General features: G+C 65.7%; 16 protein-coding genes and 1 tRNA gene. 8 read left to right on the forward strand and 9 right to left on the reverse strand.

Translation table 11 applies throughout. From position 1 onward, the window contains the following. Window positions 1–66: 66 nt before the first annotated feature. Window positions 67–2,076, reverse strand: coding sequence for an excinuclease ABC subunit UvrB (gene uvrB / locus DBY63_RS02295; RefSeq protein ID WP_027597992.1), 2,010 nt, complete (start codon window positions 2,074–2,076; stop codon window positions 67–69). A 247-nt stretch (window positions 2,077–2,323) separates the two neighbouring features. On the opposite strand from uvrB, the gene DBY63_RS02300 reads away from it, so the two are divergent. Continuing rightward, a complete protein-coding gene (locus DBY63_RS02300; RefSeq protein ID WP_044340914.1) occupies window positions 2,324–3,526 on the forward strand; it encodes an amino acid aminotransferase in 1,203 nt (400 codons plus the stop codon). Between the two features lie 82 nt (window positions 3,527–3,608). After that, window positions 3,609–3,684: transfer RNA gene (locus DBY63_RS02305), tRNA-Asn, on the forward strand. A gap of 84 nt (window positions 3,685–3,768) precedes the next feature. Here the strand turns inward: DBY63_RS02305 and DBY63_RS02310 are convergent. Continuing rightward, window positions 3,769–4,143, reverse strand: coding sequence for a response regulator (locus DBY63_RS02310; RefSeq protein ID WP_042132984.1), 375 nt, complete (start codon window positions 4,141–4,143; stop codon window positions 3,769–3,771). A 265-nt stretch (window positions 4,144–4,408) separates the two neighbouring features. Between DBY63_RS02310 and DBY63_RS02315 the strand changes: the two genes are divergently transcribed. The 3 genes from DBY63_RS02315 to DBY63_RS02325 all read left to right on the forward strand — a co-directional run bounded on the left by DBY63_RS02315 (window position 4,409) and on the right by DBY63_RS02325 (window position 6,457). Continuing rightward, window positions 4,409–5,422: a histidine kinase dimerization/phosphoacceptor domain -containing protein gene (locus DBY63_RS02315; protein ID WP_177411419.1), complete on the forward strand. Its 1,014-nt coding sequence runs from the start codon at window positions 4,409–4,411 to the stop codon at window positions 5,420–5,422. Window positions 5,423–5,500: 78 nt separating this feature from the next. Further along, complete coding sequence (locus DBY63_RS02320) at window positions 5,501–5,839, forward strand: zinc ribbon domain-containing protein YjdM (protein ID WP_027601675.1); 339 nt, start codon at window positions 5,501–5,503, stop codon at window positions 5,837–5,839. Window positions 5,840–5,914: 75 nt separating this feature from the next. Then, on the forward strand, window positions 5,915–6,457 hold the full coding sequence (locus tag DBY63_RS02325; protein WP_007160408.1) for an invasion associated locus B family protein: 543 nt from the start codon (window positions 5,915–5,917) through the stop codon (window positions 6,455–6,457). A gap of 98 nt (window positions 6,458–6,555) precedes the next feature. Here DBY63_RS02325 and DBY63_RS02330 read toward each other — a convergent pair whose 3' ends face one another. From DBY63_RS02330 to DBY63_RS02340, 3 genes are all read right to left on the reverse strand, one after another. Then, a complete protein-coding gene (locus tag DBY63_RS02330) occupies window positions 6,556–7,293 on the reverse strand; it encodes a hypothetical protein (protein ID WP_108581171.1) in 738 nt (245 codons plus the stop codon). A gap of 91 nt (window positions 7,294–7,384) precedes the next feature. Further along, entirely contained in the window at window positions 7,385–8,878 is a 1,494-nt protein-coding gene (locus DBY63_RS02335; RefSeq protein WP_027597998.1) for a CoA-acylating methylmalonate-semialdehyde dehydrogenase, read from the reverse strand. 56 nt (window positions 8,879–8,934) lie between these two features. Then, the gene (locus DBY63_RS02340) at window positions 8,935–10,281 is read right to left on the reverse strand and encodes an aspartate aminotransferase family protein (RefSeq protein ID WP_108581172.1); all 1,347 of its coding nucleotides are present in this window, start codon (window positions 10,279–10,281) and stop codon (window positions 8,935–8,937) included. Between the two features lie 480 nt (window positions 10,282–10,761). Between DBY63_RS02340 and DBY63_RS02345 the strand changes: the two genes are divergently transcribed. Next, window positions 10,762–11,760 carry an acyltransferase gene (locus DBY63_RS02345; protein WP_108581173.1) on the forward strand — a complete coding sequence of 333 codons (999 nt, stop codon included), beginning with the start codon at window positions 10,762–10,764 and terminating at the stop codon, window positions 11,758–11,760. A gap of 62 nt (window positions 11,761–11,822) precedes the next feature. Further along, window positions 11,823–12,743, forward strand: a complete 921-nt coding sequence (locus DBY63_RS02350) for a LysR family transcriptional regulator (RefSeq protein ID WP_027601670.1) — start codon at window positions 11,823–11,825, stop codon at window positions 12,741–12,743. Here DBY63_RS02350 and DBY63_RS02355 read toward each other — a convergent pair. Beyond that, window positions 12,740–13,468, reverse strand: coding sequence for an SDR family oxidoreductase (locus DBY63_RS02355; protein ID WP_108581174.1), 729 nt, complete (start codon window positions 13,466–13,468; stop codon window positions 12,740–12,742). The genes DBY63_RS02350 and DBY63_RS02355 overlap by 4 nt on opposite strands. 162 nt (window positions 13,469–13,630) lie before the next feature. Here DBY63_RS02355 and DBY63_RS02360 point away from each other — a divergent pair, with 162 nt between their 5' ends. After that, on the forward strand, window positions 13,631–14,533 hold the full coding sequence (locus tag DBY63_RS02360) for a LysR family transcriptional regulator (protein ID WP_077172413.1): 903 nt from the start codon (window positions 13,631–13,633) through the stop codon (window positions 14,531–14,533). A gap of 352 nt (window positions 14,534–14,885) precedes the next feature. On the opposite strand, the gene DBY63_RS02365 is transcribed toward DBY63_RS02360, so the two are convergent. The 3 genes from DBY63_RS02365 to gnd all read right to left on the reverse strand — a co-directional run bounded on the left by DBY63_RS02365 (window position 14,886) and on the right by gnd (window position 18,303). Continuing rightward, window positions 14,886–15,704 (reverse strand): HAD family hydrolase, encoded by an 819-nt coding sequence (locus tag DBY63_RS02365; RefSeq protein ID WP_108581175.1) that lies wholly within the window; start codon window positions 15,702–15,704, stop codon window positions 14,886–14,888. Beyond that, complete coding sequence (gene zwf, locus DBY63_RS02370) at window positions 15,686–17,242, reverse strand: glucose-6-phosphate dehydrogenase (RefSeq protein ID WP_074584317.1); 1,557 nt, start codon at window positions 17,240–17,242, stop codon at window positions 15,686–15,688. Before zwf ends, DBY63_RS02365 begins: the two co-directional genes overlap by 19 nt. 83 nt (window positions 17,243–17,325) lie before the next feature. Continuing rightward, complete coding sequence (gnd, locus tag DBY63_RS02375; protein ID WP_108581176.1) at window positions 17,326–18,303, reverse strand: phosphogluconate dehydrogenase (NAD(+)-dependent, decarboxylating); 978 nt, start codon at window positions 18,301–18,303, stop codon at window positions 17,326–17,328. Window positions 18,304–18,308: the final 5 nt, after the last annotated feature.

The raw sequence follows: 18,308 nt of genomic DNA on the forward strand, positions 1-18,308 counted from the left end.
GAAACGCGAAGGGACAAAGGCGGAATGGTAGCAGCGCCAGCCCTGGCGCTGCCAGTTGGAGCGGGTTCAGACCTGGACCAGGCGCTCGCGCAGGGCCTGGATCTCGTCGCGCAGCTGGGCGGCGGACTCGAACTGCAGATCGCGCGCCAGTTGCAGCATCTTCTCTTCGAGCTGGCGGATACGCTTGCCGATCTCGCTGGGCGAACGCAGTTCGGCGGCATATTCGCCCTTGTCCTCGGCCGCCTTGGCCACCCGCCGCTTGCCCTTGGCACCCGGGGCCGCGGCGCCTTCCATGATGTCGCGGATGTCCTTCTTGATGCCCTGTGGCACGATGCCGTGTTCTTCGTTGAAGGCCAGCTGCTTGTTACGGCGGCGCTCGGTCTCGTCGATGGCACGCTGCATGGAGCCGGTGATGCTGTCGGCGTAGAGGATGGCCTTGCCGTTGAGGTTGCGCGCCGCCCGGCCGATGGTCTGGATCAAGGAGCGCTCGGAGCGCAGGAAGCCTTCCTTGTCGGCGTCGAGTACCGCCACCAGGGAGACCTCGGGCATGTCCAGACCTTCGCGCAGGAGGTTGATGCCCACCAGGACGTCGAAGGTGCCCAGGCGCAAATCGCGGATGATCTCCACCCGCTCCACGGTGTCGATGTCCGAGTGCAGATAGCGCACCCGCACGTCGTGGTCGGCCAGGTAGTCGGTGAGGTCCTCGGCCATGCGCTTGGTCAGGGTCGTGCAGAGTACCCGCTCTTCCTGGGCCACCCGCAGGCGGATCTCGGAGAGCAGGTCGTCCACCTGGGTAGTGGCCGGGCGGATCTCGATCACCGGATCGACCAGGCCGGTGGGTCGTACCACCTGCTCGACCACGCGCCCGGCGTGCTCTTCCTCATAGGGCCCCGGGGTCGCCGAGACAAAGATGGTCTGGGGCGCGCCGGCTTCCCATTCCTCGAACTTCAGTGGCCGGTTGTCCAGCGCCGAGGGTAGGCGGAAGCCGTATTCCACGAGGGTTTCCTTGCGCGAGCGGTCGCCCTTGAACATGGCGCCGATCTGCGGAACGGTGACGTGGGATTCGTCGATCACCAGCAGGGCGTTGCTCGGGAGATAGTCGTAGAGGGTGGGTGGCGGCTCGCCCGGACCACGGCCCGACAGATAGCGACTGTAGTTCTCGATGCCGTTGCAGTAGCCCAGTTCGAGGATCATCTCCAGGTCGAAGCGGGTGCGCTGTTCCAGCCGTTGAGCCTCGAGCAGACGATTCTGGCCGCGCAGCCATTCCAGGCGATCGGCCAGTTCCAGCTTGATGTTCTCGATGGCGCCCAGCAGGGTCTCGCGCGGCGTGGCGTAGTGGGTCTTGGGATAGAAGGTGAAGCGCGGCAGCTTGCGGATCACCTCGCCGGTCAGGGGATCGAAGGCCGACAGGCTTTCCACCTCGTCGTCGAACAACTCGACGCGCACGGCTTCCAGGTCGGATTCCGCCGGGAAGATGTCGATGACGTCGCCGCGCACCCGGAAGGTGGCGCGGGCGAATTCCATGTCGTTGCGACTGTATTGCAGCTCGGCCAGCCGGCGCAGGATGGTGCGCTGGTCGATGCGGTCACCGCGGTCCAGGTGCAGCACCATCTTCAGGTAGGCCTCGGGACTGCCCAGGCCATAGATGGAGGACACCGAGGCGACGATGATGGCGTCCTTGCGCTCCAGCAGCGCCTTGGTGGCGGACAGGCGCATCTGCTCGATGTGGTCGTTGATGGACGAATCCTTCTCGATGAAGGTGTCCGACGAGGGCACATAGGCTTCCGGCTGGTAGTAGTCGTAGTAGGAGACGAAGTATTCCACCGAGTTGTTCGGGAAGAAGGCCTTGAATTCGCCATAGAGCTGGGCGGCCAGGGTCTTGTTCGGCGCCAGCACCATGGTCGGGCGCTGTACCTGGGCGATGACGTTGGCGATGCTGAAGGTCTTGCCGGAGCCGGTCACGCCGAGCAGGGTCTGGTGCGACAGACCTGCCTCCAGGCCTTCCACCATCTGGCGAATGGCTTCGGGCTGGTCGCCGGCCGGGGTGTAGCGGGTGGAGAGCTGGAATGCGGACATGGCTGCCTCAATAGCGCGAAAATGCACGGACGACAGCGCGCCGACCGGGGGCCGGAGCGATGCGGACGAGGAAAGGACTGGAAACACCCAGATGAGGTCGCCAGCGCCCTTTTGCAATCTGCCCGCGTCGCCGCACGTCAGGAAAACTCCGACGGAGGTCGGGTCGCGATGGCGACTGCAGGGGGCTATACTTCCGCTTCCCGAGCGTTCCGCCCTTCCCTTCACCCCTCATTCGAGCCGCTGCCCCATGAGTTTGTTCTCCGCCGTCGAAATGGCACCCCGTGACCCCATCCTTGGCCTGAACGAGGCCTATAACGCCGATGCCCGTCCGCACAAGGTCAATCTGGGCGTGGGGGTCTACTACGACGAGCAGGGCCGCATCCCGCTGCTGCGCGCCGTGGCCGAGGCCGAGAAGCAGCGCGTGGCCGCCCAGGCGCCGCGTGGCTACCTGCCCATCGAGGGGATCGCCGCCTATGACCAGGCCGTGCAGCACCTGCTGTTCGGTGCCGAGTCGAGCCTGGTCCGCGACGGCCGAGCCATCACGGTCCAGGCCGTCGGTGGCACCGGCGCGTTGAAGATCGGCGCCGACTTCCTCAAGCGGCTGCTGCCGGACGCCGTGGTCGCCATCAGCGACCCGAGCTGGGAAAACCACCGTGCGCTGTTCGAAAGCGCCGGCTTCCCCGTGCAGAACTATCGTTACTACGACGCGGCCAGCAACGGCCTGAATCGCGAAGGCTTCCTGGCCGATCTCCAGGCCTTGCCGGAGCGCTCGGTGGTGGTGCTGCACGCCTGCTGCCACAACCCCACCGGCGTCGATCTGCAGCCGGCCGACTGGCAGGCGGTGCTGGACGTGGTCAAGGCGCGCAACCTGGTGCCCTTCCTCGACATCGCCTACCAGGGCTTTGGCGACGGCATCGAGGAAGACGCCCAGGCCGTGCGCCTGTTCGCCGACTCCGGCCTGACCTTCCTGGTCTCCAGCTCCTTCTCCAAGTCCTTCTCGCTGTACGGCGAGCGGGTAGGCGCCCTGACCCTGGTCAGCGAGAGCCGCGAGGAAAGCGCCCGGGTGCTGTCCCAGGTCAAGCGCGTGATCCGCACCAACTATTCCAACCCGCCGACCCATGGCGCCACCATCGTCGCCACGGTGCTGAGCAATCCCGAGCTGCGCGCCCTCTGGGAAGCCGAGCTGGGCGAGATGCGCCAGCGCATCCGCAGCATGCGCAACGCCCTGGTGGAAGGCCTGGCCGCCGCTGGCGCCAATCGCGACTTTGCCTTCGTGAACGCCCAGCGCGGCATGTTCTCCTACTCCGGCCTCACCGCCGAGCAGGTCGAGCGGCTGAAGAGCGAATTCGGCATCTATGCGGTCAGCACCGGACGCATCTGCGTGGCAGCGCTGAACGAGCGCAATCTGCCCCCGACCATCCAGGCCATCGCCGCGGTGCTGCAGGGCTAAGGCAGCCGCTTTGGCGGCGCCGTTTTCCGGTGTCGCCGAGGCTTGACTTCCCGTTATCTATCAGTAAGATACGCTCCGTTGTTCCGCGATAGCTCAGTCGGTAGAGCAAATGACTGTTAATCATTGGGTCCCTGGTTCGAGTCCAGGTCGCGGAGCCAAAATCTGAAAAGCCCGTAGCGGGCAACCGCTACGGGCTTTTTTCATGGCTGCGATTCACTCGACGCCACAACGCTGACGACTGCCTAGACGAGATTCACCTGGGCCCCGGGCGTAGGGCAACTGCGGTGCAACGCCTCCAGATCCCAGGGCTTGGGCAAAAAGGTCACCCGTGCCGCGCGGGCGGGATTGTCGTCGCAATAACCCGAGGTGATGACGATGGGCAGATTGGCCTGCCGTCCTCGCGCCTGCAGCGCCAAGTCGACGCCGCTCAGGATTCCCGGCATGCGCACATCGGTGAAGAGCAGATCCAGCTGCGGCTGCTCGTCTTGCAGAAAGGCACAGGCGGCGTCGGCGCTGCCGAAGGCATGCACCTGATAACCCCAGCTCTCGAACAATTCCTGCAGCAGATCGAGCAGGACAGGCTCATCTTCGGCGACCAATACGCGCTGGCGATTCATGAGCGGATCCTGTGATGGTTTAGACGCAATCGTTCGACCATAGCGTTTCGTTGCCGTCCTGCCCTGTACGACCAAGGGAAAGCCTGTACAAGAAAATACGCCGCGAAAGGCGCGTTGCCGGCAATTCCAGCCATGCCGGTGCAAGTCTTGTACAGGAGGCCGCCGTCGGGCTGGGCAGAGCCACCTTTGGGCCTGTCGTACCCCCCAAGCGAGACGGCTTTGCGTTAAGCTGGCGCCGCCGCCGTCTACTCCGCAGGTCAGAGCTTTGGATCCGTCGTCTCGTCGTCATTGGATCAGCGATCTCAGCAGCAGGATCCGCACTCGCCCGGCATTGGCCTACAGCCTCGCGCTGCTGGCGTTCGGCCTGGCCCTGGCGGCACGCTTCGCCCTGGTGGACGTCCTGCTGCAGGGCTTTCCCTACCTGACCTTCTTTCCCGCCGTCATCCTGACCGCCTTCTTCTGCGGCAGCGGCGCCGGTACCCTGTGCGCCGTGCTGTCCGGCCTGGCCGCCTGGTACTTCTTCATCCCGCCGGGCTGGACCTTCGTCGTCGGTCCCCAGGGCGCCCTGGCGCTGGCCTTCTATGTGGTCATCGTCAGCGTCGACATCGTGCTGATCCATTACATGCACACGGCCAGCGCCCGGCTGCGCGCCGAGCAGCAGGTGATCCGCGACCTCTACAACGTCCAGACCACGATGTTCCAGGAGTTGCAGCACCGGGTCGCCAACAACATCCAGTTCATCGCCTCGCTGCTCATGCTGCAGCAACTCAAGTTGCCCGGCGACAGCCAGGCGTCCCAGGCCCTGGAAGAGGCCCGCTCGCGACTGGAGAGCATTTCGCGTATCCACCGGCGCCTGCACGATCCCGCCGATGCCGATCAGCCGGTGGCCCACCACCTGCAGCTGCTGACCAGCGATCTGCTGGCCGCCGCGGGACAGGCCAACGTCTCCTGCGCCATCACCGCCGAACCGCTCAATTTCGACCTGCCCCGCCTGACCACCCTGTCGATGCTGGTGGCCGAGGTGGTGACCAACTCCCTCAAGCACGCCTTCGACGCCAGCCAGCGCGGCCTCATCAGCATCAGCCTGCAGCGCGGCGACGATCAGCAGCTGCTGTTGCGTATCGCCGACAACGGCCGCGGCATGCCGCAGCAGTTCAATCCGCGTACCAGCCAGCGCCTGGGCTTCAAGATCATCAACAGCCTGGCCGAACAACTCGGCGGCGAGGCCCGCTACCGCAACGACAACGGCACCGTGGTCGAGGTACAGCTGGCCGCCTAGGCCCAGGGGGATCGAGTCCACCCGGACGCGCCTAAAACCCTATACAATGCGCGGCTTTTCCAGCCAGGTGCTCACACCATGACCGCTTTGCCGCCCTGCCCCCGCTGCGCTTCCGAATACACCTACGCCGACGGCGACCAGCTGATCTGCCCGGAATGCGCCCATGAATGGACGCCCGGCGACGCCGGCGCCGCGGACGAGGCCAAGGTGATCCGCGATGCGGTCGGCAATACTCTGCAGGACGGCGATACCGTCAGCGTGATCAAGGACCTCAAGGTCAAGGGCTCGTCGCTGGTGGTCAAGGTCGGCACCAAGGTCAAGAACATCCGCCTGGTCGACGGCGACCACGACATCGACTGCAAGATCGATGGCATAGGTGCGATGAAGCTCAAATCTGAGTTCGTCAAAAAGGTCTGATCGTCGTGCCGGGGTGTTCCCTGGCGGAGCGATGCCCTACCCTTGAGGCTCTTTTTTTCCTGCCAAGGACTCTCCATGTCTCAGCGCTTCCTCCGCCCGGCCCTGTTCCTCGCGCCCCTGCTGCTCGCCGGCCAGGCCTTCGCCCAGTCCGCGCCCAACAACGCCCAGGAACCCCAGCCGTCGGTCACGGAGAAGTATGGCGACTGGCAGGTGATCTGCCGCATCGCCCGCAACGCGGACCGTTCCGTGCAGCTGTGCGCCATCACCCAGCAGAAGGACAGCGCCAAGGGTCAGCGCATGCTGGTCACCGAGCTGCGTCCCAATCGGGAAGGCGTGGACGGCATTCTGGTGCTGCCCTTCGGCGTGGCGGTGACCAAGCCGATCTCGCTGCAGATCGACAAGCGCAGCCTGGAGAATCGGCCCTTCCACACCTGCATCCCCCAGGGCTGCGTGGTGCCGGTGGAATTCGTCGGTGACGTCTTCAAGCAGCTGCAGCGCGGCGGTCGCCTGACCGTGACCACCCCGGTCGCCAATGGCGAGACCGCCAGCGAAAGCCTGTCGCTCAAGGGCTTCTCCAAGGCCTACGACCGCGCCAAGGAACTGACCAAGCCGCTGTAAGGCCCGCTCGCCCGCTCAGGGCGCTGCCGGATGCTGCGCCGTGCCGCTGGCGGCGGCGCGCTCCACTCTCGACTCTAGGGGACGCGTGGTCGAAGGCGCTACTGCACCGGCAGGAAATTGATGAACAGCAGACTTTGGGCGTAGTTGACGCCGATGCGCCGATAGCGCTCGTCCAGCAACTGGGCGAGCAGATCCAGGCGGGCGACGATCTTGCCGAATTCGGTGGCGAAGCTGAGGTTGCTGCCCTCCTCCGAGATCTCGTTGGCGAACAGCAGGGGTTCGCCCGCGGCGTTCTTGCGCTGGCCGAGCAGCCAGGTGGCCTTCTCGATGTTGCGCGCGGCGTTGTTGACGAAGCGCGCATCCACCACGTCGGTGATGTAGAACTCGGTGCGATTGCCGTGGGCGGCGATGATCATGCTGCCGATGGCATAGATGAAGGCGCCGACGCGATCACCGCGGTAGTCATCACCCAGCACGTAGCTCAGGGCCGCCACGTCCTTGCGTCCGTCCAGCGCCGGCAGGCTGCGCCGTTGCTCGATGGCCATACGGATTTCGCGCTCGGCACTGGCCGCATCGGGCAGCCCGGTCTTTTTCCATTCGGCCGGATTGCGCAGATAGAGCTTGTTCATCAGCAGATAGAGGCTCTGCAGATTGGCCTGCATGGCGAGGGTGGCCATGCGGTCGGAGCTGGTCTGCAGGAATTCGCTGGGGCGGGTCTTGCCGAATTGCCGGGCGATGTCCTGGGCGGACTGACTGGTGCAACCGGCCAGGCTCGCGAGCAGCAGGCCAATCACACACCCGAGACGGGCGACGGCTGTGAAGGGGGTGGCAGACATGGGGACTTCGGCGGCTGGGGGCAGCCGAAGGGTAAAGCCTTCCCTGGCCGGCCTGCTGTGCGGCAGGCCAAGGAATGGGCTTTTCTAGCGGTCAGCCGTTGCTGGGAAAGGCGAATTGCGAAGCCTCCTGGGCCTCGCGCTGCGGCCAGCGCTGGGTGATGGTCTTGCGACGGGTGTAGAAGCGCACGCCGTCGGGGCCGTAGGCGTGGAGGTCGCCGAACAGCGAGCGTTTCCAGCCGCCGAAGCTGTGATAGGCCACCGGTACCGGCAGGGGTACGTTGATGCCGACCATGCCCACTTCGATCTGATCGGCGAACAGCCGTGCCGCTTCGCCGTCGCGGGTGAAGATGCAGGTGCCGTTGCCGTATTCGTGGGCGTTGATCAGGGCGATGCCCTCTGCAAGGCTCTTGACCCGCACCACGCAGAGCACCGGGCCAAAGATCTCTTCCTTGTAGATGCGCATCTCCGGGGTGACCTGATCGAACAGGCAGCCGCCGAGGAAGAAGCCGTCTTCATGGTCGGCGACCTTGAGGCTGCGGCCGTCCACTACCAGCTTGGCGCCCGCGGCGACGCCGTCGACGACATAGCCGGTGACCTTGTCCAGGTGCGCGCCGGTGACCAGCGGCCCCATGTCCAGGCCGCACTGGGTGCCCGGGCCGACCTTGAGCTTTTCGATCTCCGGCACCAGCCGGGCGATCAGGGCATCGGCGACCTGGTCACCGACACAGACCGCCACCGAGATGGCCATGCAGCGTTCGCCGCAGGAGCCGTAGGCGGCGCCCATCAGCGCATTGACGGTGTTGCCGAGGTCGGCGTCCGGCATGACCACCGCATGGTTCTTGGCGCCGCCCAGCGCCTGGACGCGCTTGCCCTTGGCGGTGCCGCGGGCATAGATGTATTCGGCGATGGGGGTGGAGCCGACAAAGCTCAGCGCCTTGACCTCGGGGGCGTCGATCAGGCCGTCCACGGCTTCCTTGTCGCCATGCACCACGTTGAGCACGCCCTTGGGCAGACCCGCTTCCTCGAACAGCTGGGCGATGGCCAGGGTGGAGCTGGGATCGCGCTCGCTGGGCTTCAGGATGAAGGTGTTGCCGCAGGCGATGGCCAGCGGATACATCCACAGCGGCACCATGGCCGGGAAGTTGAAGGGGGTGATGCCGGCCACCACGCCCAGGGGCTGGAAGTCGGACCAGGTGTCGATGCTCGGACCGGCATTGCGGTTGTATTCGCCCTTGAGCAATTCGGGCGCGGCGGTGGCGTATTCGACGTTCTCGATGCCACGGCGCAATTCGCCGGCGGCGTCTTCCAGGGTCTTGCCGTGCTCTTCGCTGATCAGCTGCACCAGGCGCTCTTCGTTGCTTTCCAGCAGTTGCTTGAAGCGGAACAGCACCTGGGCACGCTTGGCCGGCGGGGTGTTGCGCCAGGCCGGAAAGGCGGCCTGGGCGGCATCGATGGCCTGTTGCAGGGTAGCGGCATCGGCCAGGGGCACTTCGCGGATCACCGCGCCGGTGGAGGGGTTGTAGACCGGTGCGCGGCGGCTGCCGCCGTCGACCAGTTGGCCGCCGATGAGATGCTTGAGGCTCATGAGGGACTCCTTGTACAAGAGGTGGGCGCTCCGCGGCGGGAGCGCCGGAAAGGGGATCAGTCGAGGCGATTGAGGACGTCACCGACGGCGGCGAAGACGCGGTCCAGGTCCTCGATCTTGGCGTTGAAGGTGGGCCCGAATTGCAGGGTGTCGCCGCCGAAGCGGACATAGAAACCGGCCTTCCACAGGGCGATGCCGGCCTCGAACGGGCGGATCACCGCATCGCCATCGCGCGGGGCGAGTTGCAGGGCGCCAGCCAGGCCGCAGTTGCGGATGTCCACCACGTGCTTGGCGCCCTTGAGGCCATGCAGCGAAGCTTCGAACTTGGGCGCCAGCTCGGCGGCCTGTTGCACCAGGTTCTCCCGCTCCATCAGCTCCAGCGCGGCCAGGCCGGCGGCGCAGGCCACCGGATGGGCCGAGTAGGTGTAGCCATGGGGGAATTCCACCATGTGTTCGGGCGTGGCCTGGTTCATGAAGGTGTCGTAGATGGCGCTGCTGGCGATCACCGCGCCCAGGGGCACGGCGCCGTTGGTGACCTGCTTGGCCACGTTCATGAGGTCCGGCGTCACGCCGAAGAATTCGGCGCCGGTGTGGCGGCCCATGCGACCAAAGGCGGTGATGACCTCGTCAAAGATCAGCAGGATGTCGTGCTGGGTGCAGATCTCGCGCAGGCGCTGCAGATAGCCCTCCGGCGGCACGATCACCCCGGCCGAGCCGGACATGGGCTCGACGATGACGGCGGCGATGTTGGAGGCATCGTGCAGCTCGATCAGCTTGAGCAGCTCGTTGGCCAGCTCCACGCCACCGGTCTCGGCCATGCCCCTGGTGAAGGCCATGCCGGGCTGCAGGGTGTGCGGCAGGTGGTCGACGTCCATGAAGGAGCCATACAGCTTCCGGTTGCCGCCGATGCCACCCAGGCTGGTGCCGGCGATGTTGACGCCGTGATAACCGCGGGCCCGGCCGATCAGCTTGGTCTTGGCCGGCTGGCCCTTGATGCGCCAGTAGGCGCGGGCCAGCTTGACCGAGGTATCAGCGCTCTCGGAGCCCGAACCGGTGAAGAAGACATGATCGAGACCGGCCGGAGTCAGTTCGGCCATCTTCTCGGCCAGTTGGAAGGACAGCGGATGGCCGTACTGGAAGCCCGGCGAATAGTCGAGGGTGCCCAGCTGCCGTGCCACGGCCTCCTGGATCTCCTTGCGCGAGTGACCGGCGCCGCAGGTCCAGAGGCCGGAGAGACTGTCATAGATGCGTCGGCCCTGATCGTCCGTCAGCCAGCTGCCCTCGGCGGCCACCACGATGCGCGGATCCTTCTGGAAGGCGCGATTGGCGGTGAAGGGCATCCAGTGGGCGCGCAGATTGAGCTGGGCGGCGACAGGAGGGGAAACGGTCAGCGGCTGGTTCATGACGGGGTCTCGGGCGGTGAAGTCGAGTCTGCAGAGTGCGCCCGGTTTTGCGTGAGTTAAAGGGTTTTTTTCTCACGCTTGGATATCTTGAAACTCACCCTATTGGCGAGAGTGCTCAACCAATCGAGACTTTCTTGCAGGGGAAAACGTCTCTCATTGATCGGATACTGGAATGGATGAAACCCCCTTTCCAGAGGCGATCATCCGTGCCAACTCTGCACCGCCGAAACATCTTGAAACCAAGAAAATTGATTAGTAATCAGTGACTTGCCTGAAACAATTTAAGCTGGCCGCCTGCCACCGTAGTCCCGTGGCGCAGAGGCCCCCTTGCCTCACCTCTTTTCCCGGCGCGTAGTCCTGCCGGGCGCGGTAGCCTGTCCGCCGTCTCTACCGCGCATTCAATCTTCCGCTTTCGCTAACCCGTGCCCCTCTCCCGAGGCAGAGCGCGTGGTTTACCTATTCCCCAAGGAAACCTCTCCCATGCTGATTCAGCTCAACTGGATCCGCGGCCTGGCGGCCGTTCTCATCGTTTTCCACCACATGACCGTGGGCAGCTACCAGACCACCGAACACCAGCAGATCGCCCTGAATCTGCTGTCGCTGGAAACCACCTGCATCTTCGTCACCCTGTCCGGCTTCTTCTTTCGCTACAACCTCGGCAAATACAGCTACCAGGTCTACCTGGGCAAGAAGCTGCAGAACGTCATCCTGCCCTACCTGCTGATCTCGATCCCCGCCGTGCTGCTCTATGTCTCCGGACTCAAGCAGGAACACGAATGGATCGACATGAACGCCTTTCATGACTGGCCGCCCTTCGCCCAGACCGCCCTGCTGCTGGCCACCGGCGCCCACCTCGGTCCGCTGTGGTTCATTCCGGCACTGACCTTGATCTTCCTGCTCGCGCCGGTCCTCGAATGGATCGTCAAGCGTGGCCTGCTGCCGGCAGCGACCATGGTCGGCCTGCTGTATTTCCTAGTGTCCGACCGTCCGGCCAACGATGCCGATCCGCTGCTGGCGGCGCTGCATTTCCTGCCAATCTACCTCTGCGGCATGCTGGCCTGCGAACAACGCGAGCGCCTGCAACGACCCCAGGCGCGCTACTGGCTGCTGGCGGCCCTGGTGCTGCTGAGTGGCGCAGCGGTGCTGGACAGCGCCTTCTACGGCCTGCAGAAACTGGTGCTGTGCCTGCTGCTGTTCGCCGTCTTCAGCCAGCGGGTCAAGACACCGGAACGTGCCGACAGCCGCCTGGCCAAGGGCATGGCCCTGCTCGGCGCCTACAGCTTCGCCATCTACTTCCTGCACGGCTACCTGGCTGGCGCCTACCGGGTGCTGGGGCGCCTGCTGGGTGAGCAGAATTTCGCCCAGTACCTGGGGACCCGCCTGTGCCTGACGCTGATCACCCTGCTCTGCTGCATCGCCGCGGTCTGGGTGGTCAAGCAGGTCACCCAGCAGCGCAGCCGGGTGCTGATCGGCGCCTGAAGCCGGTCGCTGGCGCCGCTCCCGACGGCGCCTTATGCTGTCCCGCATTTGCGGTGGCAGCCATGAAGACGACGCGCAAGGCCCTGCTCGCCCAGGTCGGCGATTTCGAGATCCGCCTGCTGCGACTGTTCAAGACCGTGGTGGAATGCGGCAGCTTCACCGCGGCCGAAGGCCGGCTGGGCATCACCCGCTCGGCCATCAGCCTGCACATGAACGATCTGGAAAAACGCCTGGGCATGCGCCTCTGCCAGCGCGGGCGCGCCGGTTTTTCCCTGACCGACGAAGGCCGCGAGGTGCTCAAGGCGAGCCAGTCGCTGTTCGCCGCCCTGGAAGGCTTTCGCAGCGAGGTCAACCAGCTGCACCAGCACCTGCGCGGCGAGCTGAACCTGGGCATCATCAACAACCTGGTGACCCAGCCGCGCATGCGCATCACCCATGCCCTGGCCGCGCTCAAGCGCGCCGCGCCGGGGGTGGTGGTCAACATCGGCATGACCCTGCCCGGCGAGATCGAGACCGGCGTGCTCGACGGCCATCTGCACCTGGGCGTGCTACCGCTGATCAATGCCCTGGCCGGGCTGGACTATCTGCCGCTCTACGAAGAGCGCGCCCTGCTCTATTGCAGCCGGGCCCATCCACTGTTCGCGGTGGCCGATGTGGCGCTGGACGAAAGCGTCCTGGCCGCCCAGGACGCGGTCGGCCCCAACCATCTGCTCAACCAGGACGGCCACGAGCGCCATGCCGCGCTGAATTGCACGGCGCGGGCCTCGGATCGCGAAGGCGTGGCCTTCCTTATCCTCACCGGTTGCTACATCGGCTACCTGCCCGACCACGTCGCCCAGCCCTGGGTGGTGCAAGGACAACTGCGCGCCCTCAATCCCGAACGCTTCCATTTCGACACCACCCTGGCCGCCGTCACCCGCAAGGGTCGGCGACCGAATCTGGTGCTGGAGCGCTTTCTCGAAGCCCTGGCCGAAACGGTCTAGTTGGCGCTGCGGGTCGGACGGACGACGATCTCGTTGACGTCCACGTCGTCCGGCTGCTCGATGGCGTAGCGCACCGCGCGGCCGATGGCATCGGGTTGCAGGGCGATGGCGCGGTAGTTGTCCATCATCGCCCGGGCGGCGGGATCGGTGATGGTGGACGCCAGCTCGCTTTCCACCACGCCCGGATGGATGCAGGTGACCCGCAGATCGTCACGTTCCTGGCGCAGGCCTTCGGAGATCGCCCGCACCGCATGCTTGGTGGCGCAATAGACCGCCGCCGTGGGCACCACCGACAGGGCGCCGATGGAGCCCAGGTTGATGACATGTCCGGCGCCGCGGGCGGTGAATTCCGGCAGCACCGCGGCGATGCCGTTGAGCACGCCCTTGATGTTGACGTCGACCATCTGCATCCACTCTGCGGTCTTGAGCGAGGCCAGGGGCGACAGCGGCATGATGCCGGCGTTGTTGACGATGACGTCCACCCGGCCCCAGCGTTCGCGCGCCGCCTGGGCGAAGGCGGCCACGTCGGCGCTGTCGGTGACGTCCAGTCGGCGGCAGGCGGCCTCGCCGCCCGCAGCGTTGATCTCGGCCGCCAGGGCTTCCAGCCGCTCACTGCGGCGGGCACCGAGCAGGAGCTTGCAGCCGGCCGCGCCCAGTTCGCGCGCGATGCCCGCACCTATGCCACTGGAAGCGCCGGTGATGAGTACGACCTTGTCGATAGCCATGGAGTGTTCCTCTCGAAATGGGATGGTTTGCCCGGACGATCTGCTCGTCGGCTGCCTGCCCTGTCGGCACGGCGCCCTTACAGGCTTGCCACCACCTTAGCGAGGGGCCATTGTCGTGATAACTCCCCCTTCCCTGACTGCCATGGTTAGCTGGACTTACCAATGCCTACCGATCTGAATCTGCTCAAGGTCTTCACCGTGGTGGCCACGGCCGAGAATTTTCGTGTGGCGGCCGATCGCCTGGGCGTCAGTCGCTCGGCGGTCAGCCAGGCCATTCGCCGTCTGGAAGACGAATTGGGCAGTTCACTGGTCCAGCGCACCACCCGCAGCGTGCGTCTTACCGAAGCGGGCGAACGCCTGCAGCGACAGGTCGCCGGGCCCCTGGCCGGGCTGCTGGGTGCCCTGGAAGACGCCAGTCACGCCGGCCCTCCGCGCGGATTGTTGCGGGTCGCGGTCACCTCCATCGCCGAGCGCTTTCTCGACGGGCCGTTGCTGGCCAGCTTTGTCGAGGCCTATCCGGAGGTGACCCTGGACATCACTGTCACCGACGAGGAATTCGATATCGTCGCGCGGGGTTTCGATGCCGGCGTGCGGCTGGGCGAGGTGATCGAGCAGGACATGATCGCCATCCCGGTGACCGGGGCGCAGCGCGAGGTGGCCGTGGCGACCCCGACCTACTTCGCCCGCCATGGCCAGCCCCGGCACCCGCGCGACCTGGCGAACCACCGCTGCATCGGCTGGCGTCCGGCTCCGGAAGTGGCGCCCTGGCGCTGGGAATTCAGCGAGGACGGCCGCGCCTTCGACGTGGCCGTTTCGCCGCGGATCACCACCAACGACATGCTGCTGATGGTGCGCACCGCCCTGGCCGGCGGCGGCATCACCTTTGGCATGGAGGACACCTTCCGGCCCTATCTGGCACGTGGTGAACTGGAGCGGGTGCTGGACGACTATCTGCCGCCCTTTCCCGGCTTCTACCTCTACTATCCGAACCGCCACAACCTGGCGCCCAAGCTGCGGGCACTGGTGGAGCATGTGCGGGAATTTAGGGAGCAGAAGGAGGGGTAGCGCGGGGTTTGGGCTACCCTCACCCCGGCCCTCTCCCGGAGGGAGAGGGGGCGCCCGCCTGATACCGCGTAGCGTGGAAAACGTCGCAGCCTTTTCCACCTGAAGCTAATTCAGACCTGTCGGGCCTCGGCGATGGAGCCGCCGCAACCCAACCTACGCACCCTGTAGGTTGGGTTGAGCACAGCGAAGCCCAATATCACCCATCAGGCCGTAGCGTGGAAAACGGCGCAGCCTTTTCCACCTGGAGCTAATTCAGACCTGTCGGGCTTCGACGGTGGAGCTGTCTCAACCCAACCTACAGGACAAGCAGGTTGGGTTGAGCACAGCGAAGCCCAACCTCACCAACCAGCCATCAGGCCCCCAGGATCCACTGATCGATGGCCTGGGCCAGGCCATCTTCCTGGTTGCTGGCCGTCACCCGGTCGGCTGCTTCGCGCACCGCCGCCCCGGCCTGGCCCATGGCGATGGCCAGGCCCGCCTGGCGGAACATGGGCACGTCGTTGCTGCCATCGCCAATGGCCGCGGTGCGCGCCACGGGTACGCCCGCGGCCTGGGCCAGTTCGATCAGGGCGTCACCCTTGTTGGCCTTGGGATGAGTGATGTCCAGGTAATAGAGCTGGGAGCGCAGCACCGTGGCGCCCTCCCCCAATCGCTCACCCAGTTCGCCCTCCAGGGCTTCCAGGCCGGCGTGATCACTGCCAGCGGCGACGATCTTGTCGACGCGATCCAGGTAGGGTTCGAAGGAGTCCACCACGGTCGGTCCATAGCCCAGTGCCCGGGTCTCGCGGGGGACGTAGGGCCCCTCCCCGTCGCGGGTCAGCCAGAGGTCGTCGGCGAACAACCAGACTTCGAAGGCCTCGCGATCCAGGCGCTCCAGCACCTGACGCGTCACCTGCTCGGCCAGGCGGTGGGCGCGGATCAGGGCGCCGTCCGCTTCCACCAGATTGCCGCCGTTGAAACCGGCTACCGCCTGGTCAACGCCCAGTTGCCGCACCAGCGGCAGCAACGCCCGCGGCGGGCGACTGCTGACCAGGGTAATGGCCTTGCCGGCCGCCTGCAGGCGCTTGACGGCGTCAATCACCGCCTCGCTCAGGCTCTTGTCGTCACGCACCAGGGTGCCGTCGATATCCGACACCAGCAGGTCGATGGGGATCAGGTCAGCGGATGCCATGAGCGGCCGTCCTTCTGCAGGAGTTCATCGGCGCCGGCGGGACCGGCACTGCCCGCGGCGTAGCTTTCCACTGCGCCGCCCTGTTGCCAGGCGTCGAGGAAGGGTTGCACGGCGCGCCAGCCGTTCTCGATGTTGTCGGCGCGCTGGAACAGGGTTTGGTCGCCGATCAGGGAGTCGTAGATCAGGGTTTCGTAGCCGGTGGAGGGCTGCATCTCGAAGAAATCGCTATAGGCGAAGCCCATGCGGATGTTCTCCAGTTCCACCAGGGGTCCCGGGCGCTTGGCATGGAAGTCGAACCACATGCCTTCGTCGGGCTGGATCTGGATGATCAGGTAGTTGGGCCGCATCCGGTCGATCTTGGTGTCGCGGAACTGGGCATAGGGCGCATGCTTGAAGCAGATGGCGATCTCGGTATCACGCGCGGTCAGGCGCTTGCCAGTGCGCAGGTAGAAAGGCACCCCGGCCCAGCGCCAGTTGTCGACGAACAGCTTGAGCGCCACATAGGTCTCGGTCTGGCTCTCGGGATCGACCCGCTCTTCCTCGCGATAGCCTTTGACGGGCTTGTCGTTCATCGTCCCGGCGGCGTACTGGCCACGCACCGAGTTGGCCAGGGCCTCTTCGGTGGTCTGGGGACGGATGGCGCCGACCACCTTGGCCTTCTCGTCGCGCACCGAGGTGGCGTTGAAGGAGGCCGGCGGCTCCATGGCGACCATGGCCAGCAGCTGGAACAGGTGGTTGGGTACCATGTCCCTGAGGGTACCGGTCTTCTCGTAGAAATCGCCCCGCGACTCCACGCCCACGGTCTCGGCCGCGGTGATCTGCACATGGTCGATGTAGTGGTTGTTCCAGAACGACTCGAACAGGGCGTTGGAGAACCGGCTGACCAGGATGTTCTGCACCGTCTCCTTGCCCAGGTAGTGGTCGATTCTATAGATCTGCTTTTCCTCCATGTTCGCCAGCAGGCGCTGGTTGAGCGCCTGGGCACTGGCCAGGTCGGCGCCAAAGGGCTTTTCCACCACCAGCCGGCGGTAGGCGTCTTCACGCTCTTCCAGCAGTTTGGCCTTGCCCAGGCGCTCGGCGACGTCGCCGAAGAAGCGCGCGGCGGTGGCCAGGTAGAAGACGGCGTTGTCGGTGTCGGCCTGGGCGATGCGCTCGCCCACCGCCTGGTAGGTGGCGTCTTCGAGGAAGTCGCCCTGCAGATAGCGGATGCGCCCGCGCAGCTGGCCCCAGAGATCGGCATCCAGCGCCTCGTCCCGGGACTTGCCCTTGGCTTCGGCCTGGTCGCGGATGAAGGCTTCCAGCCGGTCGGCGAAACCTTCGTCGGAGTTGGGGTTGTGATCGACGCCGATGATCTGGGTGCGGTCATCGAGCAGACCGTCACGCAGGAGGTTGTACAGCGAGGGGATCAGCAGTCGCTTGACCAGGTCGCCATTGGCGCCGAACAGAAAGAGCGTGGCCGGCGGTGCGGTGGGTGCCTTGGTGCAGGAGCGGCGCTCCTGGGCGGCGGTGCTGGGGGTGACGGCAGGAGAATCGGTCATGACAGGGCCTTATCCGCGAGGGCGGCTGATGCCGTCCCCCGGGACGCGGCCCGTGGCCGCTCCACAGGGGAACGGCCGGGGTTTTATTGCGGGATTTCGACGTGGCCGCCGAAGCCGAAGCGCATGGCCGACAGCAGCTTGTCGGCGTAGGTGGCTTGCTGGCGGGAGCGGAAACGCGCATAGAGGGCGGCGGACAGGACGTTGACCGGTACCGCTTCCTCGATGGCCGCCTCGATGGTCCAGCGACCTTCGCCGCTGTCGGCCACGGAGCCGGAGAATTTCTCCAGGGCGACGTCGCTGGCCAGGGCCTGGGCGGTCAGGTCCAGCAGCCAGGAGGACACCACGCTGCCACGGCGCCAGACTTCGGCGATGTCGGCCAGGTCCAGGTCGAAGCGCTCGTCTTCCGGCAGCTTGTCGCTGTTCTTCATCTTGAGGATGTCGAAGCCTTCGGCATAGGCCTGCATCAGGCCGTATTCGATGCCGTTGTGCACCATCTTGACGAAGTGACCGGAACCGGCCGGACCGGTGAAGATGAAGCCGCGCTCGGCACGCTCGTCCGGGGCGTTGCGGCCACGGGTACGCTCGATGCTGCCATAACCGGGGGCCAGGGCTTCGAAGATGGGCTCCAGGCGCTCGACGGCTTCGGACTTGCCGCCGATCATCATGCAGTAGCCGCGCTCCAGGCCCCAGACGCCACCGGAGGTGCCGACGTCGACGTAGTCGATGCCCTTCTCGGCCAGGGTCTTGGCGCGACGGATGTCGTCCTTGTAGTAGGTGTTGCCACCATCGATGATGACGTCGCCGGGAGCCAGGCGGTCGGCCAGCTCGGCGATGGTCTGCTCGGTCGGCTCGCCGGCCGGCAGCATGACCCAGATGGCCCGCGGCTGAGCCAGGGCGGCGATGACACCGTCCAGGCTGTCGGCGGTGACGGCGCCTTCCTTGCCGAGGCCGGCCACGGTTTCGGCACTGCGGTCATAGACCGCGACTTCATGCCCATGCTTCATCAAACGCCGTGCGATGTTGCCGCCCATGCGGCCCAGTCCGATGATTCCCAATTGCATGCTGA

Source organism: Pseudomonas sp. RIT411 (assembly GCF_003057735.2).
GTDB classification, from domain to species: Bacteria; Pseudomonadota; Gammaproteobacteria; order Pseudomonadales; family Pseudomonadaceae; genus Chryseomonas; species Chryseomonas oryzihabitans.

Excerpts from the sequence above, each read along its gene's own strand:
- uvrB (WP_027597992.1), bottom strand. The coding sequence starts at position 2,076 with ATGTCCGCATTCCAGCTCTCCACCCGCTACACCCCGGCCGGCGACCAG.
- DBY63_RS02300 (WP_044340914.1), top strand. The coding sequence starts at position 2,324 with ATGAGTTTGTTCTCCGCCGTCGAAATGGCACCCCGTGACCCCATCCTT.
- DBY63_RS02310 (WP_042132984.1), bottom strand. The coding sequence starts at position 4,143 with ATGAATCGCCAGCGCGTATTGGTCGCCGAAGATGAGCCTGTCCTGCTC.
- DBY63_RS02320 (WP_027601675.1), top strand. The coding sequence starts at position 5,501 with ATGACCGCTTTGCCGCCCTGCCCCCGCTGCGCTTCCGAATACACCTAC.
- DBY63_RS02325 (WP_007160408.1), top strand. The coding sequence starts at position 5,915 with ATGTCTCAGCGCTTCCTCCGCCCGGCCCTGTTCCTCGCGCCCCTGCTG.
- DBY63_RS02330 (WP_108581171.1), bottom strand. The coding sequence starts at position 7,293 with ATGTCTGCCACCCCCTTCACAGCCGTCGCCCGTCTCGGGTGTGTGATT.
- DBY63_RS02335 (WP_027597998.1), bottom strand. The coding sequence starts at position 8,878 with ATGAGCCTCAAGCATCTCATCGGCGGCCAACTGGTCGACGGCGGCAGC.
- DBY63_RS02340 (WP_108581172.1), bottom strand. The coding sequence starts at position 10,281 with ATGAACCAGCCGCTGACCGTTTCCCCTCCTGTCGCCGCCCAGCTCAAT.
- DBY63_RS02345 (WP_108581173.1), top strand. The coding sequence starts at position 10,762 with ATGCTGATTCAGCTCAACTGGATCCGCGGCCTGGCGGCCGTTCTCATC.
- DBY63_RS02350 (WP_027601670.1), top strand. The coding sequence starts at position 11,823 with ATGAAGACGACGCGCAAGGCCCTGCTCGCCCAGGTCGGCGATTTCGAG.
- DBY63_RS02355 (WP_108581174.1), bottom strand. The coding sequence starts at position 13,468 with ATGGCTATCGACAAGGTCGTACTCATCACCGGCGCTTCCAGTGGCATA.
- DBY63_RS02360 (WP_077172413.1), top strand. The coding sequence starts at position 13,631 with ATGCCTACCGATCTGAATCTGCTCAAGGTCTTCACCGTGGTGGCCACG.
- DBY63_RS02365 (WP_108581175.1), bottom strand. The coding sequence starts at position 15,704 with ATGGCATCCGCTGACCTGATCCCCATCGACCTGCTGGTGTCGGATATC.
- zwf (WP_074584317.1), bottom strand. The coding sequence starts at position 17,242 with ATGACCGATTCTCCTGCCGTCACCCCCAGCACCGCCGCCCAGGAGCGC.
- gnd (WP_108581176.1), bottom strand. The coding sequence starts at position 18,303 with ATGCAATTGGGAATCATCGGACTGGGCCGCATGGGCGGCAACATCGCA.